At 37.1% G+C, this 24,460-nt stretch carries 20 protein-coding genes; 14 read left to right on the plus strand and 6 right to left on the minus strand.

All coding sequences use genetic code 11. The annotated features are described in order from the left end of the window. Positions 1 to 330: 330 nt before the first annotated feature. Positions 331 to 717, plus strand: coding sequence for a (deoxy)nucleoside triphosphate pyrophosphohydrolase (locus MKZ17_RS17805; protein ID WP_340725075.1), 387 nt, complete (start codon positions 331 to 333; stop codon positions 715 to 717). 24 nt (positions 718 to 741) lie between these two features. Then, positions 742 to 3,618 (plus strand): DEAD/DEAH box helicase, encoded by a 2,877-nt coding sequence (locus tag MKZ17_RS17810; protein ID WP_340725077.1) that lies wholly within the window; start codon positions 742 to 744, stop codon positions 3,616 to 3,618. Between the two features lie 52 nt (positions 3,619 to 3,670). Here MKZ17_RS17810 and MKZ17_RS20645 read toward each other — a convergent pair whose 3' ends face one another. Further along, a complete protein-coding gene (locus tag MKZ17_RS20645) occupies positions 3,671 to 4,060 on the minus strand; it encodes an HNH endonuclease (protein ID WP_445326955.1) in 390 nt (129 codons plus the stop codon). Between the two features lie 787 nt (positions 4,061 to 4,847). On the opposite strand from MKZ17_RS20645, the gene MKZ17_RS17820 reads away from it, so the two are divergent. The 12 genes from MKZ17_RS17820 (at position 4,848) to MKZ17_RS17875 (ending at position 18,570) form a co-directional block, all read left to right on the plus strand. Next, the gene (locus MKZ17_RS17820; protein ID WP_340725079.1) at positions 4,848 to 6,551 is read left to right on the plus strand and encodes an ABC transporter ATP-binding protein; all 1,704 of its coding nucleotides are present in this window, start codon (positions 4,848 to 4,850) and stop codon (positions 6,549 to 6,551) included. Between the two features lie 79 nt (positions 6,552 to 6,630). Continuing rightward, positions 6,631 to 7,557: a dipeptidase gene (locus MKZ17_RS17825; RefSeq protein WP_340725080.1), complete on the plus strand. Its 927-nt coding sequence runs from the start codon at positions 6,631 to 6,633 to the stop codon at positions 7,555 to 7,557. 86 nt (positions 7,558 to 7,643) lie between these two features. Next, on the plus strand, positions 7,644 to 7,841 hold the full coding sequence (locus tag MKZ17_RS17830) for a YwbE family protein (RefSeq protein WP_340725081.1): 198 nt from the start codon (positions 7,644 to 7,646) through the stop codon (positions 7,839 to 7,841). A gap of 761 nt (positions 7,842 to 8,602) precedes the next feature. After that, on the plus strand, positions 8,603 to 10,249 hold the full coding sequence (locus MKZ17_RS17835) for an ABC transporter substrate-binding protein (RefSeq protein ID WP_340725082.1): 1,647 nt from the start codon (positions 8,603 to 8,605) through the stop codon (positions 10,247 to 10,249). An 89-nt stretch (positions 10,250 to 10,338) separates the two neighbouring features. After that, positions 10,339 to 11,277: an ABC transporter permease gene (locus MKZ17_RS17840; protein ID WP_340725083.1), complete on the plus strand. Its 939-nt coding sequence runs from the start codon at positions 10,339 to 10,341 to the stop codon at positions 11,275 to 11,277. A gap of 28 nt (positions 11,278 to 11,305) precedes the next feature. Continuing rightward, positions 11,306 to 12,187 (plus strand): ABC transporter permease, encoded by an 882-nt coding sequence (locus tag MKZ17_RS17845; protein ID WP_340725084.1) that lies wholly within the window; start codon positions 11,306 to 11,308, stop codon positions 12,185 to 12,187. A 30-nt stretch (positions 12,188 to 12,217) separates the two neighbouring features. Beyond that, positions 12,218 to 13,222 (plus strand): ABC transporter ATP-binding protein, encoded by a 1,005-nt coding sequence (locus MKZ17_RS17850; protein WP_340725085.1) that lies wholly within the window; start codon positions 12,218 to 12,220, stop codon positions 13,220 to 13,222. Then, positions 13,206 to 14,216: an ABC transporter ATP-binding protein gene (locus MKZ17_RS17855; RefSeq protein ID WP_340725086.1), complete on the plus strand. Its 1,011-nt coding sequence runs from the start codon at positions 13,206 to 13,208 to the stop codon at positions 14,214 to 14,216. Before MKZ17_RS17850 ends, MKZ17_RS17855 begins: the two co-directional genes overlap by 17 nt. Before the next feature lie 32 nt (positions 14,217 to 14,248). Beyond that, on the plus strand, positions 14,249 to 15,427 hold the full coding sequence (locus MKZ17_RS17860) for an MFS transporter (protein ID WP_340725087.1): 1,179 nt from the start codon (positions 14,249 to 14,251) through the stop codon (positions 15,425 to 15,427). Further along, on the plus strand, positions 15,428 to 16,273 hold the full coding sequence (dat, locus tag MKZ17_RS17865) for a D-amino-acid transaminase (protein ID WP_340725088.1): 846 nt from the start codon (positions 15,428 to 15,430) through the stop codon (positions 16,271 to 16,273). 77 nt (positions 16,274 to 16,350) lie between these two features. Beyond that, positions 16,351 to 17,559, plus strand: coding sequence for an aminotransferase-like domain-containing protein (locus tag MKZ17_RS17870; RefSeq protein ID WP_340725089.1), 1,209 nt, complete (start codon positions 16,351 to 16,353; stop codon positions 17,557 to 17,559). A 12-nt stretch (positions 17,560 to 17,571) separates the two neighbouring features. Then, positions 17,572 to 18,570: a D-2-hydroxyacid dehydrogenase gene (locus MKZ17_RS17875; protein ID WP_340725090.1), complete on the plus strand. Its 999-nt coding sequence runs from the start codon at positions 17,572 to 17,574 to the stop codon at positions 18,568 to 18,570. A 168-nt stretch (positions 18,571 to 18,738) separates the two neighbouring features. Here MKZ17_RS17875 and MKZ17_RS17880 read toward each other — a convergent pair whose 3' ends face one another. From MKZ17_RS17880 to MKZ17_RS17900, 5 genes are all read right to left on the minus strand, one after another. Next, a complete protein-coding gene (locus tag MKZ17_RS17880; protein ID WP_340725091.1) occupies positions 18,739 to 20,301 on the minus strand; it encodes a phytoene desaturase family protein in 1,563 nt (520 codons plus the stop codon). 303 nt (positions 20,302 to 20,604) lie between these two features. Next, complete coding sequence (locus MKZ17_RS17885; protein WP_340725092.1) at positions 20,605 to 21,321, minus strand: amino acid ABC transporter ATP-binding protein; 717 nt, start codon at positions 21,319 to 21,321, stop codon at positions 20,605 to 20,607. After that, a complete protein-coding gene (locus MKZ17_RS17890) occupies positions 21,314 to 21,970 on the minus strand; it encodes an amino acid ABC transporter permease (RefSeq protein WP_340725093.1) in 657 nt (218 codons plus the stop codon). The genes MKZ17_RS17885 and MKZ17_RS17890 overlap by 8 nt, the downstream gene beginning before the upstream one ends. 161 nt (positions 21,971 to 22,131) lie before the next feature. Next, a complete protein-coding gene (locus tag MKZ17_RS17895; protein ID WP_340725094.1) occupies positions 22,132 to 22,926 on the minus strand; it encodes a transporter substrate-binding domain-containing protein in 795 nt (264 codons plus the stop codon). Between the two features lie 15 nt (positions 22,927 to 22,941). Next, positions 22,942 to 24,243 (minus strand): aspartate aminotransferase family protein, encoded by a 1,302-nt coding sequence (locus MKZ17_RS17900; RefSeq protein WP_340725095.1) that lies wholly within the window; start codon positions 24,241 to 24,243, stop codon positions 22,942 to 22,944. Positions 24,244 to 24,460: the final 217 nt, after the last annotated feature.

The following is a 24,460-nucleotide window of genomic DNA, read 5'->3' on the forward strand; positions in this document are numbered from 1 at the left end:
CAAACTTATTAAAGTTTTTATCTTAATAATAGTTTTAAAATCCAAATTACTGCCCATAGCTCTCTCTAATAATTTATATGCTGAAACAATTACTTACACGACTGTTTGGATGAAATTTAAAATTGCTATGTTGTGTTTGTGCAAATAGCAGCTGCAATTATCCTTCAATATATAGTTTCATAGAAATTAGGTGAAACCATATAAGAAATTTTTAGTATAATTATTTTAAGTATTTCTTACCAAATTTCTGAAATGTAATTTATTAGTTTTTATCATTACTCCCATTTACAGCTATAATTAATACAATATTTTAGATTGGAATGATGAAAATTGAAGAAGCAAGTACACGTAGTTGGCGCAATCATTGAAAACGAGGTAGGCGACATTTATTGTGCACTTCGTAGTCCGCAAATGTCTTTGCCTAACTATTGGGAATTTCCAGGTGGGAAGATCGAGCATGGTGAAACTCCACAGCAGGCATTATATAGAGAAATATTAGAGGAATTTGCTTGTGAAATATTAGTTGGTGAAAAAGTAGAAGATACGACTTATGATTACGGGAATTTTATTGTTCGTCTAGAAACTTACATGTCTATTATTAAAAGCGGGGCACCTATTGCTTTAGAACATGCCGAAGCAAAATGGGTAAAACGTGAATTATTACATACGTTAAATTTTGCACCTGCAGATATTCCAGCAGTAAAAAAAATAATGTAACAATTTATTTAAGGTGGGAAATTAATGGAGCAGTTAATTCAGAAACTAGAAAACTCCTTACATAAGGGATTTATCGATCAACATAAAGCCGTTTCCTCTCATTTCAAGCCCAAATTATTATCAAATAAAGCTCACGAGAATGTCTTAACAACATTACTTCAAGAGCTAAAAACATGTAAAACATTCACCTTCTCTGTCGCTTTTATAACTGAGGGTGGCCTCGCTACCTTAAAAACAATGCTTTATGATCTTCAGAAAAAAGGAATAAGCGGACGAATTTTGACTTCGACTTTCTTGAATTTTAATCAGCCGAAAATGTTTAAAGAACTACTTAAAATAACGAATGTAGAAGTTCGAATTACTGATATTAAAGGGTTCCATTCAAAGGGTTATATTTTTGAACACGAAGATTATTATTCATTAATTGTGGGAAGCTCAAATTTAACGGATAGTGCATTAAAAGCAAATTTCGAATGGAATGTTTATTTAAATTCCCTTGAAAACGGTGAAGTGATACAACACTTTAAAAACCAATTCGATCAAGCTTGGGATACTGCGACCTTATTAAATCCGGACTGGATTAGGCAATATAAAATCCAATATGAAGCAAGTATACAGCAACCATCAAAAGTTGCTGCTCCTCCTTTATATATGACAAATCCCCTAAAGGAGAGCTTACTGATTCAGCCTAATAAAATGCAATCGACTGCGTTGGAACAGATTGCATTATTACGACAATCTGGTGCCAAAAAAGGGCTAATTGTTTCGGCAACAGGAACAGGAAAGACTTATTTATCTGCCTTTGATGTACGAAATGCCGCACCAAAACGTATGTTATTCATTGTACATCGTGAGCAAATCTTAAAAAAAGCGATGGCTGATTATCGAAAAATTTTATTAGGTAACGAAAAAGATTATGGAATTTTATCTGGCACTTCAAAGAATATGGAAGCACGCTATTTATTTGCTACTATACAAACGATCTCGAGTGATAAATACTTAACGTACTTTAATAAGGACCATTTTGATTATGTACTAATTGATGAGGTTCATAGAGCAGGTGCCGAGTCCTATTTAAAGATCATTAATTATTTTGAACCGCATTTTTTATTAGGTATGACAGCCACACCTGAACGTACTGATAATTTCAATATTTACGAGCTATTTGATTATAATATTGCCTATGAAATTCGTTTGCAGGAAGCACTAGCAGAAGATATGCTTTGTCCCTTTCATTATTTCGGTGTAACCGATTATGTGTTAGATGGAGAGCTCATCAATGAAACTTCAGACTTACAGAAACTAATTGTTAAAGAACGGATAGATCATATCATTGATAAAATTTCATACTATGGCTTTTCTGGAAAACTAGTTAAAGGGTTAATGTTCTGTAGCTCTAAGACTGAGGCACGGGAACTATCCAACATTTTAAATACTCGAGGTTTTAAAACATGCGCTTTAACTGGTGAAGATCCACAGGATCTACGTGAATCAGCTATTGAAAAGCTCCGTACCGGAGAATTGGATTATATTTTAACTGTTGATATTTTTAACGAGGGTATAGATATTCCATTTTTAAATCAAATTGTCATGTTACGTCAAACCCAATCAAGCATTATATTTATTCAGCAGCTTGGCCGTGGTTTACGGAAACATGATGATAAAGAATATGTTACAATCATTGATTTCATCGGAAACTACAAAAATAACTATTTGATCCCAATCGCTCTTTCTGGTGATAAAACAATGAATAAAGATAATGTTCGACGTAATACGGTAAACACCAATTATATTCAAGGCGTTTCAACAATTAACTTTGAAGAGGTTGCCAAAAAGCAAATTTTTGAGGCAATTAAAAATACAAAGTTATCTACTTTTAAAACATTAAAAGAAAGCTATTTTGAAGTAAAGAATCGAATCGGGAGAATCCCCTTTTTAAAAGATTTTATTCAGCAACATTCTCTTGATCCAGAAGTAATAATCAGCTATAAAGATACTCCTACTTATTATCACTTTTTAATAAAAGTTGGAGAAGACATTGCCCCATTAACTGACTATGAAAAAGCAATACTTTCTCTCATCGGAAAAGATTTTTTATCAGGAAAACGAATTCATGAGCTATTACTATTGGAGTTAATTTTAAAAAATGATTCCATTTTTGAACAAGATTTCGTAAATCAATTACGAGAACTAAACGCTTATGTCGATGACGAGACGCTTCGTGGAATTGAAAATGTTTTTTCTTTAAACTTTTTCGTAGAGGTCGACCGCAAAAAGTTTGGTGGAAAGCCTCTAATTATAAAATCTAATAATAGCTATACTTTCAATGATGAACTTCAAATATCACTACGAGATGAAAATTTTAAACAATATTTCGTAGATCTCTTAGAATGTGCCTTTATAAAAAATAAAAAGTACAATAATGCGGATCCTTTCAAGCTATATGAAAAGTATTCTCGACGAGAAGTGTGCCGTATCCTAAATTGGGACAAGAATGAGGAAGGTACGTTGAATGGTGGAAGACCAAAAAACGGGGACTTTCCGATATTTGTAAACTATCATAAAGATGTTGACGGTACCTCAGAAACAAAATATATGGATGAATTTTTATCTTCAGATACATTCAAATGGTGTTCTACAAAAAACCGGTATATGCATTCAAAAGAGATGCAAATTCTCATTAACTCTGTAGAAGAAGGTACTAATGTTTTATTATTTGTAAAAAAAGATAATGGAGAAGGAAAAGATTTTTATTATCTTGGATCAAGTGCAGTAAATCCCACTAGTGCCAAACCAGATAAGCTTTTAGATAAAGGTAAATACTATCCTGTTGTCACGATGGAAATGGTATTAGAACAACCAATTCAATCCGATATCTATCATTATTTAGTAGAAGAATAATCAAATGAGCCACATTAAAAAGTAAACTCACTTTCACTGTGGCTCTCTCTAATTAGTCCTGCTCTCGTTTATTTTTATTATCTTTAAAAATATTTCGCTTATGCCATTTAAAATACTTTTTATTTTCTTCTACACGACTAACGCGCATCTTATCATGAATACTAAATTTCACATAATCTATTGATTCAATTTCAGATGAAATATGAATTTTTCCTGTTCCATCAAATGTAATATAACCTTGGTCGTATAATACATCATGATTGCTACATAGCAAGATTCCGTTATATGGATCTAATCGTTCTTCATCTGTTGCATCCTTCCATGGCTTAGCATGGCTAGCTCTTAGCAAAGCTGGTAATTCAATACCACATAATGCACATTGATTGTTCCATAATGGAGCAAGTTGTTTTTTAAACTTTTGTTGTCCTTTACGAATTTTCACTTTTGCTTCGGCTTCTGTTTCGATGAGAACAGGTGCTAACGTGTTACGCTCCTTTTGAGCAATCATTCCAATTGCGAACTCTAGCTGCTCTTCATTTTCTTCGTAAATATTGTCATCACCAATAAGTTCTAATAATTTTAATGCGAGCATTTCATTACAAGGGTATAAATAGCCTTGGTTACCGTCTCCATTTTGCTGAAACGCAGAATATTTAATTGGCAGTAATGGCTGGATGCTTTCAAAGTGATTCTTAATATTTAAAGGTACTGATAGCTCTTCATACGCTGACTGAAACATATGGCCGATTTCTTCAGAACTAATTGCTGGATTTTCACCTTCATAGGCATCCTCCTGTGCAACACTAATTGCAATAATGTCCCCTTTTACATAATGAAATAGGACATCCCCTTTCCTTACTTCATTCATACGTTCCCAAGAATGTGGTGTTTGCCCACTATTATCATAAATCGAACACCAAACAATATTCGCCAACTTCGCTTCTTCATAGGTTTTTCCTTGCATTACAATAAAAAAATTCATAAGTACACCCTTATTTTCGTTGTTTTAGTTATTTTATCATTTTTCTTGCAAGGGGTTGTACAGATTGGATTCTATTTCCGCATTAAATTTCGCCTCTCGAAAAACCCCCTCTTTGAATGCTATAATACAAAAGATGACATTTGTAAAATTCTGACGTATATTAGCGTCGGAGTTTGTACTGGAGAAATTACGAATGTTAGAGCAGCATCTTGCTATATGAAATTCGCTCTAACAGAAAGGACAAATTATGCTAGCTAGATTTTTTACGTACTATAAGCCGCATAAGAGGCTCTTCATTATCGACTTTTCGAGTGCGGTATTTGTGGCTGTTTTAGAGCTTTTATTCCCGCTGGCTGTACAATGGTTTATTGACGACCTGCTGCCGACAAATGACTGGGAAATGATTACGAAAATCAGTGCCCTTCTATTATTAACGTACATTTTAAGTACTGCGATGAACTTTATCGTCAACTATTTAGGGCATAAGCTCGGGGTCAATATTGAAACCGATATGCGTCAGCAATTATTCAACCATGTACAGCGTCAGCCATATACGTTTTTCGATAATATGAAAACTGGGCATTTAATGAGTCGGATTACGAACGATTTATTTGATATTGGCGAGTTTGCACACCATGGGCCTGAGGATTTATTTATTGCGATGATGACCTTTATCGGGGCATTTACGATTATGTTCAATATTAATGCGACATTAGCCACGATTATTTTAGTCTTTGTACCGTTTTTAATTGCGGTTATGTATTGGAGTAATAAACGCATGAAAAAGGGTTGGAGCGTGATGTATACAGAGATCGCTAATGTAAATGGTCGCGTTGAAGATAGCTTTTCTGGGATACGCGTTGTGAAATCTTTTACAAATGAGGAACATGAAAAGAAGCTTTTTAAGAAGCAAAACGCACTGTTCCGTAAGGCAAAAATTTATGCCTACAAAGTAATGGCGGGGACACATTCAAGTATTTATATTTTAACTCGCCTATTAACACTTCTTGTACTTGTTGTCGGTGCTTGGCTTTCTTTCAATGGCCAGCTTAGCTACGGAGAATTTGCGAGCTTTATTTTATTTACAAACGTACTCATTAAGCCAATTGATAAGATTAGTGCGTTACTTGAATTGTATCCAAAGGGAATGGCAGGTTTTAAGCGATTCTGCGATTTACTCGATCAGGAGCCAACGATTGTCGATCGCTCAAATGCAAAAGCAGTAGATCAATTAAACGGAGACATTGCCTTCCATAATGTAAGCTTTAACTATTCGGATAGTAAACGAGTGTTGAACAATATTTCGTTCCACGTCCCTGCTGGGAAAACAGTCGCTTTCGTTGGACCATCTGGTTCAGGAAAGACAACTATTAGTTCATTGATACCCCGTTTCTATGATGTAACGGATGGTACAATTACAATCGATGGCAATGACATTCGAAATATTACCCAAGAATCATTGCGCAAGCAAATTGGTACCGTGCAGCAGGATGTGTTCCTATTTACAGGTACAGTTCGTGAAAACATTGCATACGGTAGGCTTGATGCGACCTTCGAGGAAATTGTTGAGGCAGCAAAACAGGCAAATTTACTGGAGTTTATTGAACAATTACCGAATGGCTTTGAAACAGAAATCGGGGAACGAGGACTAAAATTATCGGGTGGTCAAAAGCAGCGTCTTGCGATCGCACGTATGTTCCTAAAAAATCCGCCAATTTTAATTTTAGACGAAGCAACATCGGCACTTGATACGGCAACAGAACGCATTATTCAGCAGTCATTAAATGATTTAGCAAAAAATCGCACTACGCTTATTATCGCGCACCGCTTAGCAACGATTCGGGATGCGGATTATATTTTCGTAGTCACTCCAAACGGAATCGAAGAGCAAGGTACGTATGAAGAGCTTCTTAAAAAGAACGGCATTTTTGCTGGCTTGCATCATGCGTAAGGTTCGGATGGAATACATTGTAGGATGGATGATTTTTTCATTCATCCTTTTTTAAAATTTTATAGAGGGAGGTTTTTAAATGGCACTTCCAATTATTGATTTACATTGTGATGCATTACTACGGATGTATGAGCACGGCTATGATTTTCGTCATGCCGATGAACTTGATGTCAATTTACCTAGACTTAGGACAGGGCATGTGCGCGCGCAAGCGTTTGCTATTTTTGTTATGCCCAATTGGTCAGCAGAAAAGAAATTAAAATCTGCATTACATCAAGTGTATTATTTCCAAAATCATGTTGTGAATAAATTAGAAAATGTTGTACATATAAAGGAATGGTCAGATTTTGACTACCTGCAACCAAACGAAATTGGTGTATTTTTAACGATTGAGGGCGTCGATTTTTTTGAAGGGGATATTAAGATGTGGCATCTTTTCAAGTCCTTTGGAGTGCTTGCCATCGGTCTTGCTTGGAATTTCCCGAATGAAGCAGCGGATGGCTTAGATAGTATGCTTCGACGAGGAGTAACAGCATTTGGTCGGGAAATTATTACACTCAATAATGCACATAAAATTTTAACCGATGTTACCCATTTGAGCGAACATAGTTTTTGGCACTGTATGGAGTATGCCGATTATGTCATTGCAACCCATTCAAATGCAAAGGCAGTTTGCAACCATAAGCGAAATTTATCTGATGCGCAGATTCGAGCAATGATTACGAAAAATGCACCGATTCACATTGTCTACTTTCCCGAGTTTACGACTGGAACAAATGAAGCGAAGTTGTGCGATTTAATAAAGCATGTTGATCATATTTGTGCGCTTGGTGGAAAACATTTAATTGGAGTTGGCTCTGATTTTGACGGTATCAGCCATAAAATTACCGGCTTGGAACATGCAGGACAACACCAACAATTGATCAATGAATTATTGAAACATTATAGTGTGGCGGATGTTCGCGGCTTTGCTTATGAAAATTTCTTAAAAAACAGACCACGTTAATTTCTGCCCAGCTTTACACACTATAGAGGAGTTTCCTGATTTGCCATGCTATACTTTAATAATGTTATGTTAAAGGAGTTTTCAGCATGAACGGAAAAAATAGGAGCGATGTATATCCAGGACTAGAAGTCGACATCGTGTTAAAGAAAGATCAACGAACAGGCACAACCACTCGTGGTATTGTAAAGGATTTACTGACAAATAGCAGCTTTCATCCACACGGCATAAAAGTTCGATTGACGGATGGTCAAGTTGGACGTGTCTGTCAGACGTATCCGAAATAATCTTGACAGTAGAGTAACTTTCTTTTATCGATTCATTTAATGATTCGAGACAGAAGTTGCTCTTTTTGATTTCCCTATCCACCATAGTAATGTTAACTCATTTAACTGGAGTTTCTTCTATTAATAGAAACAACTTAGTCTTAAAAACATGCTTTATACTAACTAAATTACTGACCCCGCATTGCTTCACCCCAACCGCCCATTCTTCTCGGACAATAAATAATAAAAAGCATTAGTTAACATTGTGAAAACCTTTTCTAGCTATAATTCCCTGAAAAATACATATAAATCCGATTTTTATGCAATATTTTATTTAAAATATTCAATAAATAATTATATTAATATGAATCAATCACAACATTTCTTTATGTTAAGAAATATAACATTTAATTTTTTGGTAAAATCCAAACACATCAACATTTGAAACGTTTTCATTTACTGAAAATTCAAAAAATACAAAAAATAGTTGTTTACATGTCCAATTCCGTAATATATACTGTTTTCAAATTAAGTTTCACGTTATTTTTCTTAACATTAAATTTAATATCTCGGATAACATGTAATAATTCCTAACATATAATAAACCCCTATAAACTTTATAAGATATAATATTTCATCCTTTAACGTCAACTTAATAGTTTATTAAAATAACTTATTCGTTAGTAAGAGCAATGTCTCTACTATATATTTATTCATTTTTGAAAGGTGGTTTTGTATTATTCGATTTACTTATTGACACATACAAAAGGAGGCAATTAAAAATGAGACTTAGTAAATTATCTTTGTATTTTTGTTTCATATTGATTTCACTCGTATTAGTAGCATGTGGAGGAGGAGACAATGACTCTTCAACTGCCTCAGGTCCTGGAGGCTCCACTGGTGAACCTGTATCAGGCGGGATATTAACTAGAGCATTAATTTATGGAGATCCACAAAACTTGGATCCAGTTATTCGTTCTCACGGTACAGCAACATCGATGGTAACATGGAATATTTTTGAACCACTTGTCCGCTACGAGGCTACTAAAGGCGAATTCCTTCCAGCAAACGCAGAATCTTGGGAGATCAATCCAGAAGGTACTGTTTATACATTCAAATTAAAAGAAGATGTCAAATTCCATAATGGTCGCGAAGTAAAAGCACAGGATTTCAAATATTCTTTAGAACGATTAGTCAATCCAAAAACAGCTTCTCCTAATGCCGGCAACTTACAAATGGTTGTAGGCTACAAAGAATTCACAGAAGGTTCTACATCAGAGCTTTCAGGTGTCAAAGTAATCGATGAATACACGTTAGAAATTACTCTTTCTAATCCAAACAATACATTCCTTTCTATTATGTCTTTACCCTTTACATCAGCTGTACCAAAGGAAGCTGTTGAGGAATTAGGCGACAAATTCGGTGCACAGCCAGTCGGTGCTGGTCCATTCAAATTTGCGAGCTGGATTCGAGACAGTGAAATTGTGCTTGATAAATTCGAGGACTACCATGCTGGTGCCCCGTACTTAGATTCTGTTGTTTATAAAATATTAATTGACCAAGCTGCACGCGATACGTCCTTTACATCTGAGCAAATTGATGTAATGACAATTGGTGACGCACAATACGCACAATACAATAGCAACCCTAACTTTAAAGACTACATCGTAGAAGTACCAGAATTATTCATTCGTAACTTACGGTTCAACCTACAAGAAAAAGGACCTTGGCAAGATGTTCGCGTACGACAGGCAATTAACTACGCTATCGATCGCGAAACAATTATCGCATCCGTTTTAGGTGGCAAAGCTTACTCAGCGAACGGTCCATTGCCAACAAGTATCCAAGGCTATAACGAAGATGTCTTTAGTTATCCTTATGATCCCGAAAAGGCAAAATCATTATTGACTGAAGCAGGCTATGCAGATGGCTTTACATTACCAATTTTAGCTACTTCGCATTCGGCATTCGGTGTGACAGCGGTTGAGGCAATGAACGGCTACTTAGAGGAAGTTGGCATACAAGTTAACATCGAACAAGTAGATATGGCAACACTTTCTGATCGTGTAGGCTCCGGCAAATTTAAAACCGCGATGTTCTCAAATGGCGGAATGACAAACCCAGTTGAATTTTTATCAAAATACTACCATAGCGATAACTTCGGCTCTACTGGTAATACGGGTTACTACAAAAACGATGAAGTAGATCGTCTACTAGATGCTGCATTAATTACGACAGATGAGAAAGAAATGATTGATTTAGCCCAGCAAGCAGAGGAAATCATTGTCGATGAGGCACCAATGTGGTTCTTCAACTACAACAAAGCCGTTATTGTGCACCAACCATGGGTCAAGGGTTTACAAGCTGTCCCGACTGATATCGACTTCCAAGACTTAACGAAAGTATGGATTGATGAATCTGCAAAATAATTCTCCCATCCCTTAATAGCAGAAAATGCGCGAGTAGCTTCAATTCGCTAGCGCATTTTCTCTACAACTTTTGAATGGAGCGTGATTCAATGTTTCAATATTCCATTAAACGATTAGCTGAAGCCATCCCGATCTGGATAGCCATTACTCTAATTGTCTTTTTATTAATGAATTTCATCCCAGGTGATCCTGTTATGCAGCTAATGGATGCACGTTCCGGCGCAATGGATGAAGCAATTATTGAGCAAATTCGCGAAGAATGGGGACTAAACGAACCATTGCATATGCAGTATTTAGGATTCCTGCAAAATGTCGTGCAAGGTGATTTAGGTACTTCCTATCAATCACGAATGGAGGTAACGACTATCCTCGCCGAACGAATACCTATAACGGTACAAATTACAATGCTCGGTTTAGCCATTGCGATAGTTGTTGGAATTACAGCAGGAATCATTAGTGCAATGCGACGAGGTAGCTGGTTAGATACTGCCGTTAGTTCCGCTTCCATTGCCGGTGTATCTATCCCCGCCTTCTTCTTAGGCTTAATGTTAATGTATATTTTCGCAGTAAAACTTAACTGGTTACCTGCATCTGGTTACAAGCCAGGAGAGCTTAAGTTTTTAATTTTACCAGCTATCACCCTAGGTCTTTCAGTTAGCGGTGTTATTGCTCGAATTACTCGTTCATCTATGATTGATGTATTAAAAATGGATTATATGATTACGTCCTATGCAAAGGGCCTTTCAAAATATCGCATCATTTCTGTGCATGCAATGAAAAATGCCCTCCCTCCTATTTTGACAATTATCGGTGTTCAACTCGGATTACTTCTTTCTGGAGCGGTCATTACCGAAACAATTTTTGGATTACCTGGTGTTGGACGATTATTAATCGATAGTATTTTACAGCGCGATTTACCAATTGTTCAAGGATGTGTAATTTTTATTGCGACTGTATTTTTACTTGTTAATTTATTAACGGATATTAGTTGCCGATTAATTGACCCGCGCATTCGAAGTAATACGTAATGACTAAACCGCGAAAGGAGTTTTCTAAATGGTGAAGCTAGAAACATCAAGCGGAAATATCCCAATGGACAGTACGCAACAAGCGAAGAAAATCAAAAGGAAATTTAAAACAGCAATTTCACTTTCTAATCTCTTCATAGGATTAACTTTAATCATTTTTGTATTAATCATTCTTGCTCCCTTTGTCACAAAATACGAACCCAATACGAATGATTTAACAGCCGTTTTACAAGCGCCATCAGTTAATCATTTTTTAGGAACAGACCATCTTGGTCGAGATATTTTCACACGAATTTTATATGGCGGACAAAAATCTCTAATCATTGCATTTGTCGTACAATCTATTTCAATTTTCATCGGAGTACTGTTAGGATTGCTCGCTGGTTATGTTGGTGGAAAAACAGATAAGTTCATTATGGCGATAACGAACATTATTTTCAGCTTCCCAGGAATTCTATTCGCTATTGCGATAATGGCTGCACTCGGCACAAGCTTTTTCAATTTAATTCTCGCTTTAAGTTTAGTAAGCTGGCCGGAAATGTGTCGTCTTGTACGCTCACAAGCTCTCGCCCTAAAAGAGCGTGAATTCGTCGAAGGCGGGCACGCTCTCGGTGCAAGCAACTTCCGTATTTTATTCAAATATATTTTACCGAATTGTTACGGGAATATTGTCGTAATTGCTACATTAGGAATTGCTTCAACGATTTTAGCTGAAGCAAGCTTAAGTTTTCTTGGTTTAGGTATTCAACCACCAAACGCAAGTTGGGGTTCTATGGTGAATTCAGGAAAGGACTACTTGTATCAAGCACCTTGGTATTTATTCGCACCTGGTGCTGCAATGTTTATGACCATTTTAGGTATTAATTTAATAGGCGACAAGATTCGCGATTACTTCGATCCGAAAATGTAGTTGGTTCAAGTGCAAAAAGGAGGCGACAGGATGGGTGCATTATTAGAGGTTTGTGATTTAAAAGTTGGCTTTGAAAAAAACAATGAATTTGTCCAGGTCATTAAAGGGATTAATTTTTCGATTAAGAAGGGGGAAAATTTAGGCATTGTTGGTGAATCAGGTTGCGGTAAAAGTATGACCTCCCTTGCCATAATGGGCTTATTAAAGCATAAAGGATTAGCAATTTCGAATGGTGAGATTCGTTGGAATGGCGATAATTTATTAACACTGTCAGAAAAAAGTTGGAAAAACATGCTTGGCAATGAGATCGCGATGATTTTCCAAGAGCCAATGACTGCACTAAATCCAATGTTAACGATTGGTACACAAATCGTAGAGCAAATTCGGGCACATAAAAAGATTTCTAAGAAAGAGGCGGAAGCACTCGCCATTCAAATGCTAGAAAAAGTGGGCATCCCCTCACCTACTTCACGTATGAAAGTATACCCACATGAGATGTCAGGTGGTATGAGGCAACGCGTCATGATCGCAATGGCGATTTGTTGCGAACCGGAGCTACTCATAGCAGACGAGCCCACTACTGCACTGGATGTTACAATTCAAGCCCAAATTTTAGATTTACTTGCCCGATTAGTAAGTGAATCGAACCGTTCGATGATTTTAATTACTCACGATTTAGGGGTAATCGCGAATTACTGCCAACGTGTGCTTGTCATGTATTCAGGAAAAGTCATGGAGGAATCTTTAACTAATGATTTATTCGAAAAACCACTTCACCCTTATACGCGCGGATTAATTCAAGCAGTTAATTCCATCGAAGAAAATAGTGACCGTATTTCATCTATTCCAGGTATGGTGCCTCTTCCAGGGGAAATAATTAAAGGCTGCGTATTTACAGAACGATGTCCGTATGCTTCTGATATTTGCAGTCAGCAAGAGCCACCGCTTGTCGTTACAGATAATCTACGGAAAGTAAGTTGCTGGAACTACAAAGATATTCCGGAGGGGGTAGCGAATTATGAATCAGTTATTTGAAGCAAACGACATCCAGCCTTTATTAGAGATCCAGGGCTTGAAGAAGCACTTCCCTATTAAGAAAGGCTTTTTCGAAAAACTAAAGGATAAAACCCCATTAGCAGTTAAGGCAGTAGATGATGTTTCTTTTAGCATTTATCAAGGTGAAACATTGGCGCTAGTAGGTGAATCGGGTTGTGGTAAAAGTACAACAGGAAGATCCATTCTTCGATTAATCGAACCAACGGACGGTCAAGTCATTTACAAAGGAGAAAATATCCTTTCACTACCACCAGTCGAAGTAAAACGATTACGACGCGACTTACAAATAGTCTTTCAGGACCCATACGCATCGTTACATCCACGCATGACGGTAAAGGAAATTATTATGGAACCTTTCCTTATCCATAAATATGGTACACCAGACATACGCGAAAAACGCGTCGATTACTTAATGGAAGTGGTAGGACTTTCTACAAAAATGAAAAATCGCTACCCTCATGAATTTTCTGGTGGGCAACGTCAACGTATCGGAATTGCTAAAGCGCTCGCACTGCAGCCTAAAATTATTGTATGTGACGAAGCTGTATCTGCACTCGATGTATCCGTTCAAGCAAATATTATTAATCTGTTAAAAGATTTACAGCAAGAATTCAACCTAACTTACTTGTTCATCTCTCATGATTTAGGGGTCGTTAAAAACATCTCCAATCGTGTAGGGGTTATGTACTTAGGCAAACTGGTTGAAATTGCCGATACAGAAACTTTATTCACAAATCCAAGACATCCTTATACACAGGCATTATTATCAGCTCGCCCTGTCATTGATGCCAAGCAACAAGGCGAGCGAATTGTTCTTGAAGGAGAAATACCAACTCCACTTAATCCACCAAAAGGTTGTCGGTTTAATACGAGATGCCCATACAAAATGGAACGATGCATGATGGAGGAGCCAAGTTTGAAATCGATTGAAAGTAATCATAATGTAGCTTGTTTTTTAACTAATCATTCTTAGCTTTTAACAACAATAAAAGGACGTGCTGCACGGTGCCTAAGAAAACGTTCATACTGTTAGTTTTCATTATGTTTTTATCGATGACTGGCTACGGAATTGTCTTACCGGTTCTCCCCTTTTTTGCTGACGAGCTTGGATTAAGCTCATTTCAAATGTCGAGTCTAATTACTGGGTGGGCCTTTACTCAATTTTTGGTGCTCCCATTTTGGGGCAAGTGCATTGATAAATTTGGACGGAAGCCAGTACTTGTTTTCGGGCTCGTAGGTTTCGGGTTTGCATTTTTACTCATGAACATTGCCCAAAATTACATTCAATTACTGTTCATTCGAATTATTGGTGCCATCCTTTCTAGTGGAACACAGCCTGCTGTTTTTGCGATTATTGCGGATACGAGTGAGCCACGGGAACGAGGAAAGGCGATGGCCCATTTGGCAGCAGCGAATGGACTTGGATTTTTATTAGGTCCTGTATTAGGAAGTGCTTTCGTTCCGTTCGGCTTATCAATTCCATTTATCTTTGCTGGGTTCCTTAGCTTAATTACTGTCCCTTTTGCCCTTCTATTCGTAAAAGAGCCAGCAGAAAGAGGAGAGATCAAACATACCTCCCCTCTTTTCCAATCAATTGGACATTCAATTAAACCCGGCTACTTGTTATTATTTTTAATCACATTCGCGCTAGCGCTCGCTACCTCTAGCATTCTTGGCATTCTTGGTTATTTTTTAATTGAGCAATTCCAGGCAGGGGCAACAGAAACTGGATGGGCATTTACGATTCAGTCTGCTGCTGCAGTGATCATTCAATTAACAGTATTGTCTTTACTTTATAAGTACTTCAGTGAGGATACGATTACAAAATACGGCATATTAATTACGACCATTGGCTTTGCGTGCTTTATAATCACCTATCATATTAGTTTTGTCTTTATTGGCGTGTTATTAATTGGTGCAGGGCAAGCACTTATTAAACCTACACTACTTGCCCTACTATCGAAGAAAAATGAGCTAGGACACGGAATGGTGATGAGTTTACACGGTGCTTACGATAGTTTAGGTCGCAGTATCGGTCCTTTACTAGCCGGCTCGTTGTTTTTATTCGATCCTGTAGCCCCTTTCATTATGTCATTTATCATTTGTGGATTATTATTCATGTTTGTTTCCTTTGAACAACGAAAAACTTATCGTGTCACAATTACAAGTAAAGAGGTGTCGTGAGTGAATATTTTATGGAATGATCAAATCGTTGCGAAAGAATCTATCATAATCGATCCTGAAGACCGTGGATATCAATTTGGAGATGGTATATATGAAGTTGTAGCAATTTACAATGGTGAACTTTTTGAATGGGAGGCACATTATGAGCGATTTTTACGTAGTGCTGCAGCGCTTTCTATCTCTACCCAACATATTATTGAAAAACTTAAATCAAATATTCATACATTAATAGAAGAAAACAGTGTAGAAGATGGCTACGTCTATTTTCAATTAACAAGAGGCACTGCGCCACGATTTCATGCTTATCCCGCTGAAGCAGTTCCTCCTGTGTTAACTGGTTTAGTTAAAAAGAAAGATACAACGAACCCTCCGCCTTCATCGATGAAGGCCATCACGACAGAGGATATTCGGTGGTTGCGTGTCGATATTAAAAGCTTAAATTTGTTACCAAATTGTATGGCAAAACAAAAGGCGATAGAGGCTGGTGTGCATGAGGCGATTTTTATCCGAGATCAAGTTGTAACTGAAGCTAGTAGCTCCAATTTATTCGGTGTTAAAAACGGGAAATTATATACCCATCCATTAAATCATTTAATTTTGAACGGAATTACACGACAGGTAGTTCTTCGACTTGCATCTCAGCTTAATTTACCTGTAATTGAAGAAGCATTCACAAAGGAAGCGCTGTACTTGATGGATGAAGTATTTATTACAAATACAGGCGTGAATGTTTGTCCTGTTACAGAAATCGATGCCACTCAAATTGGCAATGGGAGCTGTGGCGTAATTACCGCTAGCTTAATGAAAGCCTTTAGCGAGCTACTTTCACCTAAAATAAAGGTGTAATAGCTGTTTTCAAACAGAGGCTTCCCATCCCCCCTTTAAATACTTTATTTCGATTTAACTAACAGGAGGAGATATCCATGAAAACGTTACAACCATTTAAAATGGCGAGTAAATTTGACGGTATTAAATTACTTAGTGCTGCAGCTGCAAAAATTCCAACCGATTTAATCCCCTTATCTTACGGCTTTCCTGCAAAGGAGGCATATAATGTATCATTAATGGCGCAATGTGCAGCAAAAGGTATTGAAGACGGCGGATATAAATGCTTAGAGTACAGTGGCGGTGAAGGCCCATCCAAAATTGCTACTTGGATTAAAGAGCGTTCCACTATTCGAGAAATTCACGTAAACGAAAAAAATATATTTGTTACAACCGGCTCTGGTCAGGCAATGGATATTGTTGCACGTACACTTACCAATGAAGAAGATGAAATTTGGGTAGAAGCACCTACATTTTTCGGTGCGTTACGCTCCTTTTCTTTAGCCGGCCTTACGATTCGTGGGTTTGAAATGGATGAAAGTGGGCTAAAGGTTGATTTAGTTGAGGCGGCATTAATGGAAGCTGCCGAACTCGGTAAACCGATGCCAAAATTCCTTTATGTTATTCCGAATTTTCATAACCCTGGCGGTATTACCCTTTCTCTTGAGCGTCGAATTAAGCTAGCGCAGCTTGCATTAACTTACAACTTTTACATTATAGAAGATGATGCCTATGCGGAATTAAACTTTACCGACACAATTCTACCAGCAATTTACAGTTTCGCACCTGAGCGTGTCATTTATATGAGTACTTTTTCTAAAACAATCGCCCCTGCTATTCGTCTAGGTTGGGTTATTGTCAGTCCAGAGCTTGCACCTAAATTACGCATGCTCAAATCAGACGGCTCAACAAGTGTCATGGTGCAAGAAATCGTTGCGACTTACTTAAACTTTATTGATTTTGATCAGCACGTAGCGGATATTTCAGCGATTTATCAATCACGACGAGACGTGATGGTGGAGGCTCTGGATGAATATTTAGGAAATGAAATTTCTTATATTATACCAGAGGGTGGCTTTTTCATCTGGATCTCGTTCAAGGAAACAGTTAATACTGCTGATTTTGAGGAGCTCGCTTTAGAATATGGTGTGAGCTACATTGTTGGTGAACACTGCTTCGCTGATCATAGTCAACAAAATCATATACGCCTTTGCTTTTCCTATTGCGATGAAGTACAGTGTCGAGAAGCAATCAAACGCATTGCAAGCGCATATTTCGAAAAGTATCCAATAAAAAGTATTGTATAGGGAGGTTTTATAATGGTTTATGCACTAGAGAGCGCTGTGAAAGCACCGTTCATTTATATCCGGAGAGATATTCCAGCTGAATACGTAGAAAAACTTCGAGCACTAGGGGCAAAAGTCGTTGTAGAACATTGGGAATGGAATCAGCTTGAGCCGAAGCCACAAGTTGATTTAACCGACTGCGATATTATTTTAACGCTCGGAATTCGCGACGATTTATCGATTTTATCCCATGCTCCCCACGTTAAATGGGTTCATTCCTTTAGTGTAGGAATTGAAGCAATGCTAAAGAGCAAATTTCAAAAGAGCAATGTCATTGTAACAAATTCAAAAGGTTGTACAGCGATACCAATTGCAGAACACACGATTGCCATGATTTTAACTTTCGCCCGAGGGATTCCTTCAATGATTTATAATAAGCCAAGTCGCACGTGGGGGTTAATTCCAACAATTGAACTAAGCTCTTCTACATTAGCCATTATAGGATACGGAGAAATCGGTATCGCCATTGCCAAACGAGCAAAAGCACTTGGAATGAAGGTCATCGGCTGCAAACGTGACCCTAATAAATTAACTGGCGACGAATGTTATGTAGATCAAATTGTTGGTATGAATCAAATCGATGAAGTATTGGCCAATGCTGATTTTACTGTTTTAGCCCTCCCCTCTACAAATGAAACAAAATACTTTTTTGATAAGGTACGAATGGAGAAAATGAAGCAAGGTAGCTACTTAATCAATGTAGGACGCGGGAATACAATTGTTGAATCTGACTTAATTACCGTATTAGAAAACAAACATCTCGCCGGCGCATCTTTAGACGTTTTTGAAGTAGAGCCACTGCCAGAAGAACATGATTTTTGGGAAATGGACAATGTCATCGTTTCCCCACACAACGCCTATTATTCACCTGATCATATGAAGCATAATATGCAGTTATTTATCGATAACTTTGAACTGTATGTAAAAAACATGCCATTAAAAAATATTGTCGATAAGCAACTCGGCTATTAACAGCTCCAATTGTCTCAAGAAATCACCATCAATTATAAAACAAATAAATTCAACGAACATTACATCACAAAAGCCATTATTTCCATAATGAGAAATAATGGCCTTAATTATGTCTTCTATTTTTAATTGATTCTATGTTACTATAGTTCCGCCGCTTTTTTGTATTAATTAAATTTGTACAATAGGTTTTGACATATTTTTTACTTTTGAATGGACATTAACTTTTGGTAAAGGTTTTACCGGGTGTAGTACCTTTTTATCTTGTGCTAAAATACTATTTACTGTTATACGTGCTGATTCCAAAATAATTGGCAAACCACTTCCAGGATGTGTTCCACCTCCGACTAACCAGCATCTATCTAGTTCTTCAAATTTATTACGGGGACGGAATGCTAACATTTGTGTCAATTGGTGTCCAAGATTAAACGTTGCTCCTTTATATACACTAATATCATTTTCCCAATCAGCAGGTGTAATCATACGTTCTTCCTCAATAAACTCTTCCAGATTCGGTTCACCTAATTTCTCTGCTACCATTTCTAATACCATTTTGCGGAAAGGTTTTTTTACACGCTCCCAATCAATGCCGCTCGTATTATTTGGTACTGGCACTAAAATATAGAGTGTTGATTTCCCTGCTGGTGCTACAGCGGGATCCGTTACAACAGCATTTTGAATATAAATTGATGGATCATCAGATATCATTTTTGTTTTCGTAATTTCTTCTACATTTTTTCGGTAATCCTTTGCAAACCAAATCGTATGGTGGGATAGTTGATCAAATCGCTTATTTACACCGAAATATAACATAAATGTAGAACATGATAATTGCTTCTTTTCTAATTTTTCTGGTGTGTATTTTTTTAAGATTCCTGGCTCTACCATTTTGGTCATGACATGACCAAAGTCCCCATTCACAATCACTTCATCTGCCTGCACATAATCGCCATTTTCCAGCGCTACACCCGTTACTTGGCGACCAGATGTAACAAGCTTTTTAATACCACAGTTTGTATGAATGGTTACCCCCATTTCCTCGGCTACTTTACCCATTGCCTGCGTTAAGCGATTAAGCCCACCTTTTATATGATATACACCGTATGCATGCTCAATATAAGAAAGTATCGAAAATGCACCTGGGCTCTCCCATGGTGACATACCTAAGTATTTTGATTGAAATGTGAAGGCTAACTGCAATTCTTCATCTTTAAAGAATTGGGATAAGGTGTCAACAAGTGATTTGCCGATTTCCAGCTCACCGACTGCCTTTATCACATTCGGCTTTAGCATATCTGTAAAACGATTCATTGGGGATTGTAATACTGGCGCTAATCGTTCAAGTTTCTTTTGTGTTTGCTGAATATATTTCTCATAGCCACCTTCATTTCCTACAAATACCTCATTAATCTGACGTACCATCTCTTTTTCATTCCGTGTCATTTTAATTTTTTTATCATGAAAAATAAGTTCATACATAGGGTCTAAATCATAAAGCTCGACATAATCTTGTAACCGTCGTCCTGTTAATTCAAAAATTTCTTCTGCTATATATAGCATATTTAAGAAAGTTGGGCCCATATCAAATTTGTAATCACCTAAACGAATTTCACTTGTACGCCCTCCAATATAAGGTTGCTTCTCATACACTTCTACCTTGTAACCTTTATTTGCGAGTAGCATAGCTGCAGCTAATCCTCCTGGTCCAGCTCCAACAATAACAATCTTCTTCATCTCTTGCTCCTCCTCCATTAAGTAGTTAAAAATTGTACAATCAATGTATAACGTTAATTGTTTTTGTATAATAAATAAGTTTAATCCTGTAAAATAGTTAATAAAAAGCCTAAATAACCGTAAAAATGTTATACACATATTATATGTTGTACAAAAGATTATACATAAGTTGTACAATGTTTGACAAGTACATTATTTTTGTAGAATGTTAAAAAAGAGGATTTAATGAAAAGAATTAAAGATAAACAAAAAAAGCGCATCCACTATCGGATGCACTTTCACTTTCTACTTCACATTGGCCTACTATAAAACCTTATCTAAAAACTCTTTCGCACGAGCTGATTTTGGGGCTGTGAAGAATTCCTCTGGAGAAGAATCCTCTACTAAAAGTCCACCATCTAAGAACAAAATACGGTCTGCTACTTCACGTGCAAACCCCATTTCATGGGTTACAATCAACATCGTCATTCCTGATTCGGCAAGAGATTTCATTACTTCTAAAACTTCTTTTACCATTTCCGGATCAAGAGCTGATGTTGGTTCGTCAAATAAAATCGCTGTCGGATTCATTGCTAGAGCACGAGCAATGGCAACTCGTTGCTTTTGACCTCCTGATAAACGGTTTGGATAGTCATTGCGTTTGTCGTAAAGCCCTACTTTTCTTAGTAACTCTTCTGCTAACTTTACAGCTTCACCCTTTGCTACACCTTTTACATTAATTGGTGCATACGTTAAATTTTCTAAAACGGTTTTGTGCGGAAATAGGTAGAAATGCTGGAACACCATTCCTAAATTTTCACGCACCTTCATCACATTTTTCTCTGTAATTGTCTCCCCACCAACTGATATGATACCCGCTGATGGTTCCTCTAAACGGTTAATACATCGCAAAAATGTTGATTTACCAGAGCCTGAAGGGCCAATAATCGCGATGACCTCTTTTTCCTTAATCTCTGTTGAAATACCCTTTAATACTTCATTTTTACCATATGATTTTTTTAGATTGTCAATTTTAATCACTGCGTCTCATCCTCTTTTCTAACATTTGGCCAAGGAATGATAAAACAAGCGTCATTACATAGTAGATTAACCCTGCAATTAACAGCGGCTCTAAATATGTGAATGTCGCACCACCAACAACGTATGCACGGCGCATAATATCAAGGGCACCAATAACTGTTACGATTGCTGATTCTTTATTTAATGTAATAAATTCATTCATTAATGATGGTAAAATGTTTTTCATTGCTTGCGGTAAAATGATGTCCTTCATCATTTTTGCATATGGAATTCCTAATGCTTTGGCCGCTTCCATTTGCCCCTTGTCTACCGCATTAATTCCAGCACGGATAATCTCAGAAATATATGCCCCTGAATTTAAACCGAATGCAATGATAGCAGCCGGGATTGGATCAATTTGAATATCTAATACTTGTGGTACGGCATAGTAGATTATCATTAATTGTAGAACAAGTGGTGTACCACGGAAAATCGATGTATAAAAAGCTGCAAACCAACGCAGTGGTTTAATAGTGCCGATTTTACATAGCGCTAATAATATCCCCAAAATTAATCCAATTATTGTCGCCCCGACAACGATTTGTAATGTAACGCCTATTCCTTCTAAAATGTAAGGAATAGAGGGCACGACCTTTTCAAAGTTGAACATCGTAGCCCTCCTTTCTTTCGTAAGTTTTAATTGTTGAATCTTTTAATTATTATTTGCTGACGCTATCTAACTTGCACATCACAATTTTTTATCGTTCAATATAACGGCAGAAACGTCACCCAGCCTAAATAATGCTGGATGACGTTGGTTTTAACCCTTGATTATTCTACTACGAACCATTTTTTCTTAAGTTCTTCGATTGTACCGTCTGCGATTAATTCTTCAATCGCTTTATCAAATCCTACTTTTAAATCGCTACCCTTTTGGAATACTGCAGCTTTGAAGTCTGGTTCTTCAACAACGATTGGGAATGCTGCTAAATCGTCATTAGAAGCTAAGTAGTTTTCAGAAACGATGTTTTCAATAACCGTTGCATCAAAACGACCTGTTTTTAATTCTTGGATTAACTCTGGAATTAAGTTACGGCTTTCTACTTTGAATCCGTGTTCTTCACCGAACTCCTTCGCTAATTCTTCTTGGATTGAAGAAATTTGTGCTCCTACTACACCGCCAGCTACATCAGCCATTTCTTTGTATGATTTTTCCTTTTTGAAAACTAAGTATTGCTCTGTTTCATAGTAAGGAATTGAGAAATCTACAACTTCTTCACGTTCTGGAGTTGGTGTCATACCAGCTAAAACGATGTCGAATTTATTTGCCTGTAAAGCTGGGATTAAGCTGTTGAAGTCCATGTTTTCTACTTTGATTTCATAGCCTAATTTTTCACCGATCATTTTTGCAAGGTCGATATCAAAACCAATAATTTCATCACTTTTTGCAGTGTCGACATATTCGAATGGTGCATAGTCTGCTGAAGTACCCATTACTAAAACTTTTTTCTCTTCACCTTTAGTTTCTGAGCCTGAAGTAGAATCTTTTTCTTCTGATGTGCCACATGCTGCTAGTACAGCGATGACAAGTGTTGTTAAAACTGCTAGTAACCACTTTTTGTTCATTTGTTTCATCTCCTATTATTTTGATAAATATGTTTGAATAGCTTTTTCTAACATGTGTAAGCCCTCGTCAATTTGTTCTTTTGTCACCGTAAGTGGTGGAATCATTCGGATAACTTCACCTTCATTGCCACATAAGTAGAAGAGTACACCTTCTTCAAGAGCGTAATCTAGTACTTCACCTACTGCTTGTCCATCCACTTCACCTGTTTCAGGGTTTGATAGCTCAATACCGATCATTAACCCAGCAGAACGCACATCGCTAATAATTGGGTATTTCTCTTTCATTTTAAGTAGTTGGTCACGAGCATATGCACCGACAAGGCGAGAATTTTCGATTAAATTTTCTTCATGTAAAATTTCTAGCGTTGTTAACGCTACTGAACAGGCGATTGGGTTTCCACCGAATGTTGTACCATGTGAGCCAATTGGCCATTTTTTCATTAATTCCTTTGAAGCAACTGTCGCGCTTAGTGGTAAGCCTGATGCAATCCCTTTTGCAATTGCCATAATGTCCGGCGTTACGTCGAAGTATTGGGCTGCGAACCATTCACCTGTACGGCCAAAGCCTGTTTGTACTTCATCGAAAATTAATAAAATACCATGCTCGTCACAAATTTCACGAATTTTCTTTACCCAAGCTTTCGGAGGAATGATGTAGCCACCCTCACCTAGCACTGGCTCTAAAATCACTGCGGCAACTTCTTCAGGTGTTACTTGGTGTTTGAATAGCTTTTTGAAATCTTTTTCAAGCTGTTCAACGCAGTACACTTCTGGGTCTTCGCCAGCTGGTACAGCTTTTACATCTGCATACGGTATTTGGTATGAAAGATGCGAAGGCTGTAAAAATTTACGGTATTTGCTTTTTGACGTCGTAACACCTAGAGCACCCATTGAACGACCGTGGAAGCAACCTGTAAATGAAATAACATAAGGACGCTCTGTCACGAACTTCGCTAATTTCAGTGAGCCTTCAATTGCTTCAGTCCCGCTATTTGCGAAAAAGAAACAACCTAAATCACCAGGTAACACCTCACCTAACTTCTCAGAAAGCTTTAAAATGGATTCGTACATAATAACACCTGATGGACCATGTACTAATTGGTCGGCTGCATCCTTAATGCTTTGCACAATTTTTGGATGACGGTGACCTGTATTTGTTACAGCGATGCCAGATGTAAAATCTAAATATTTCTTACCATCCGCGCCATAATAATAACAACCTTCTTCTTTTACTACTGGAAGATTTGGGTGATCCTTTGCCATACTTGGCGCTAAATAATCGCCCATTTCTTTATATAAATCTAACCAATCCGACATAATTTAGGACCTCACAATAATAATTTATCTGGATTTCATAATCTTTACGATGTTATTTACAATAAAATGCACCTCAAATAAGTGCTACTTCATTCTACTCTGGTGTGTATAAATATGCAACAACAATTTGCATTAATTTTATATGTTAAAATTATCAGACAGTTAAATAGGTAGATTTTGGTCGTTTTATTCATTATTTTTGCATATTAAACTACAA

This window comes from Solibacillus sp. FSL R7-0682 (genome assembly GCF_038005985.1).
In the GTDB taxonomy this organism is placed as follows: Bacteria; Bacillota; Bacilli; order Bacillales_A; family Planococcaceae; genus Solibacillus.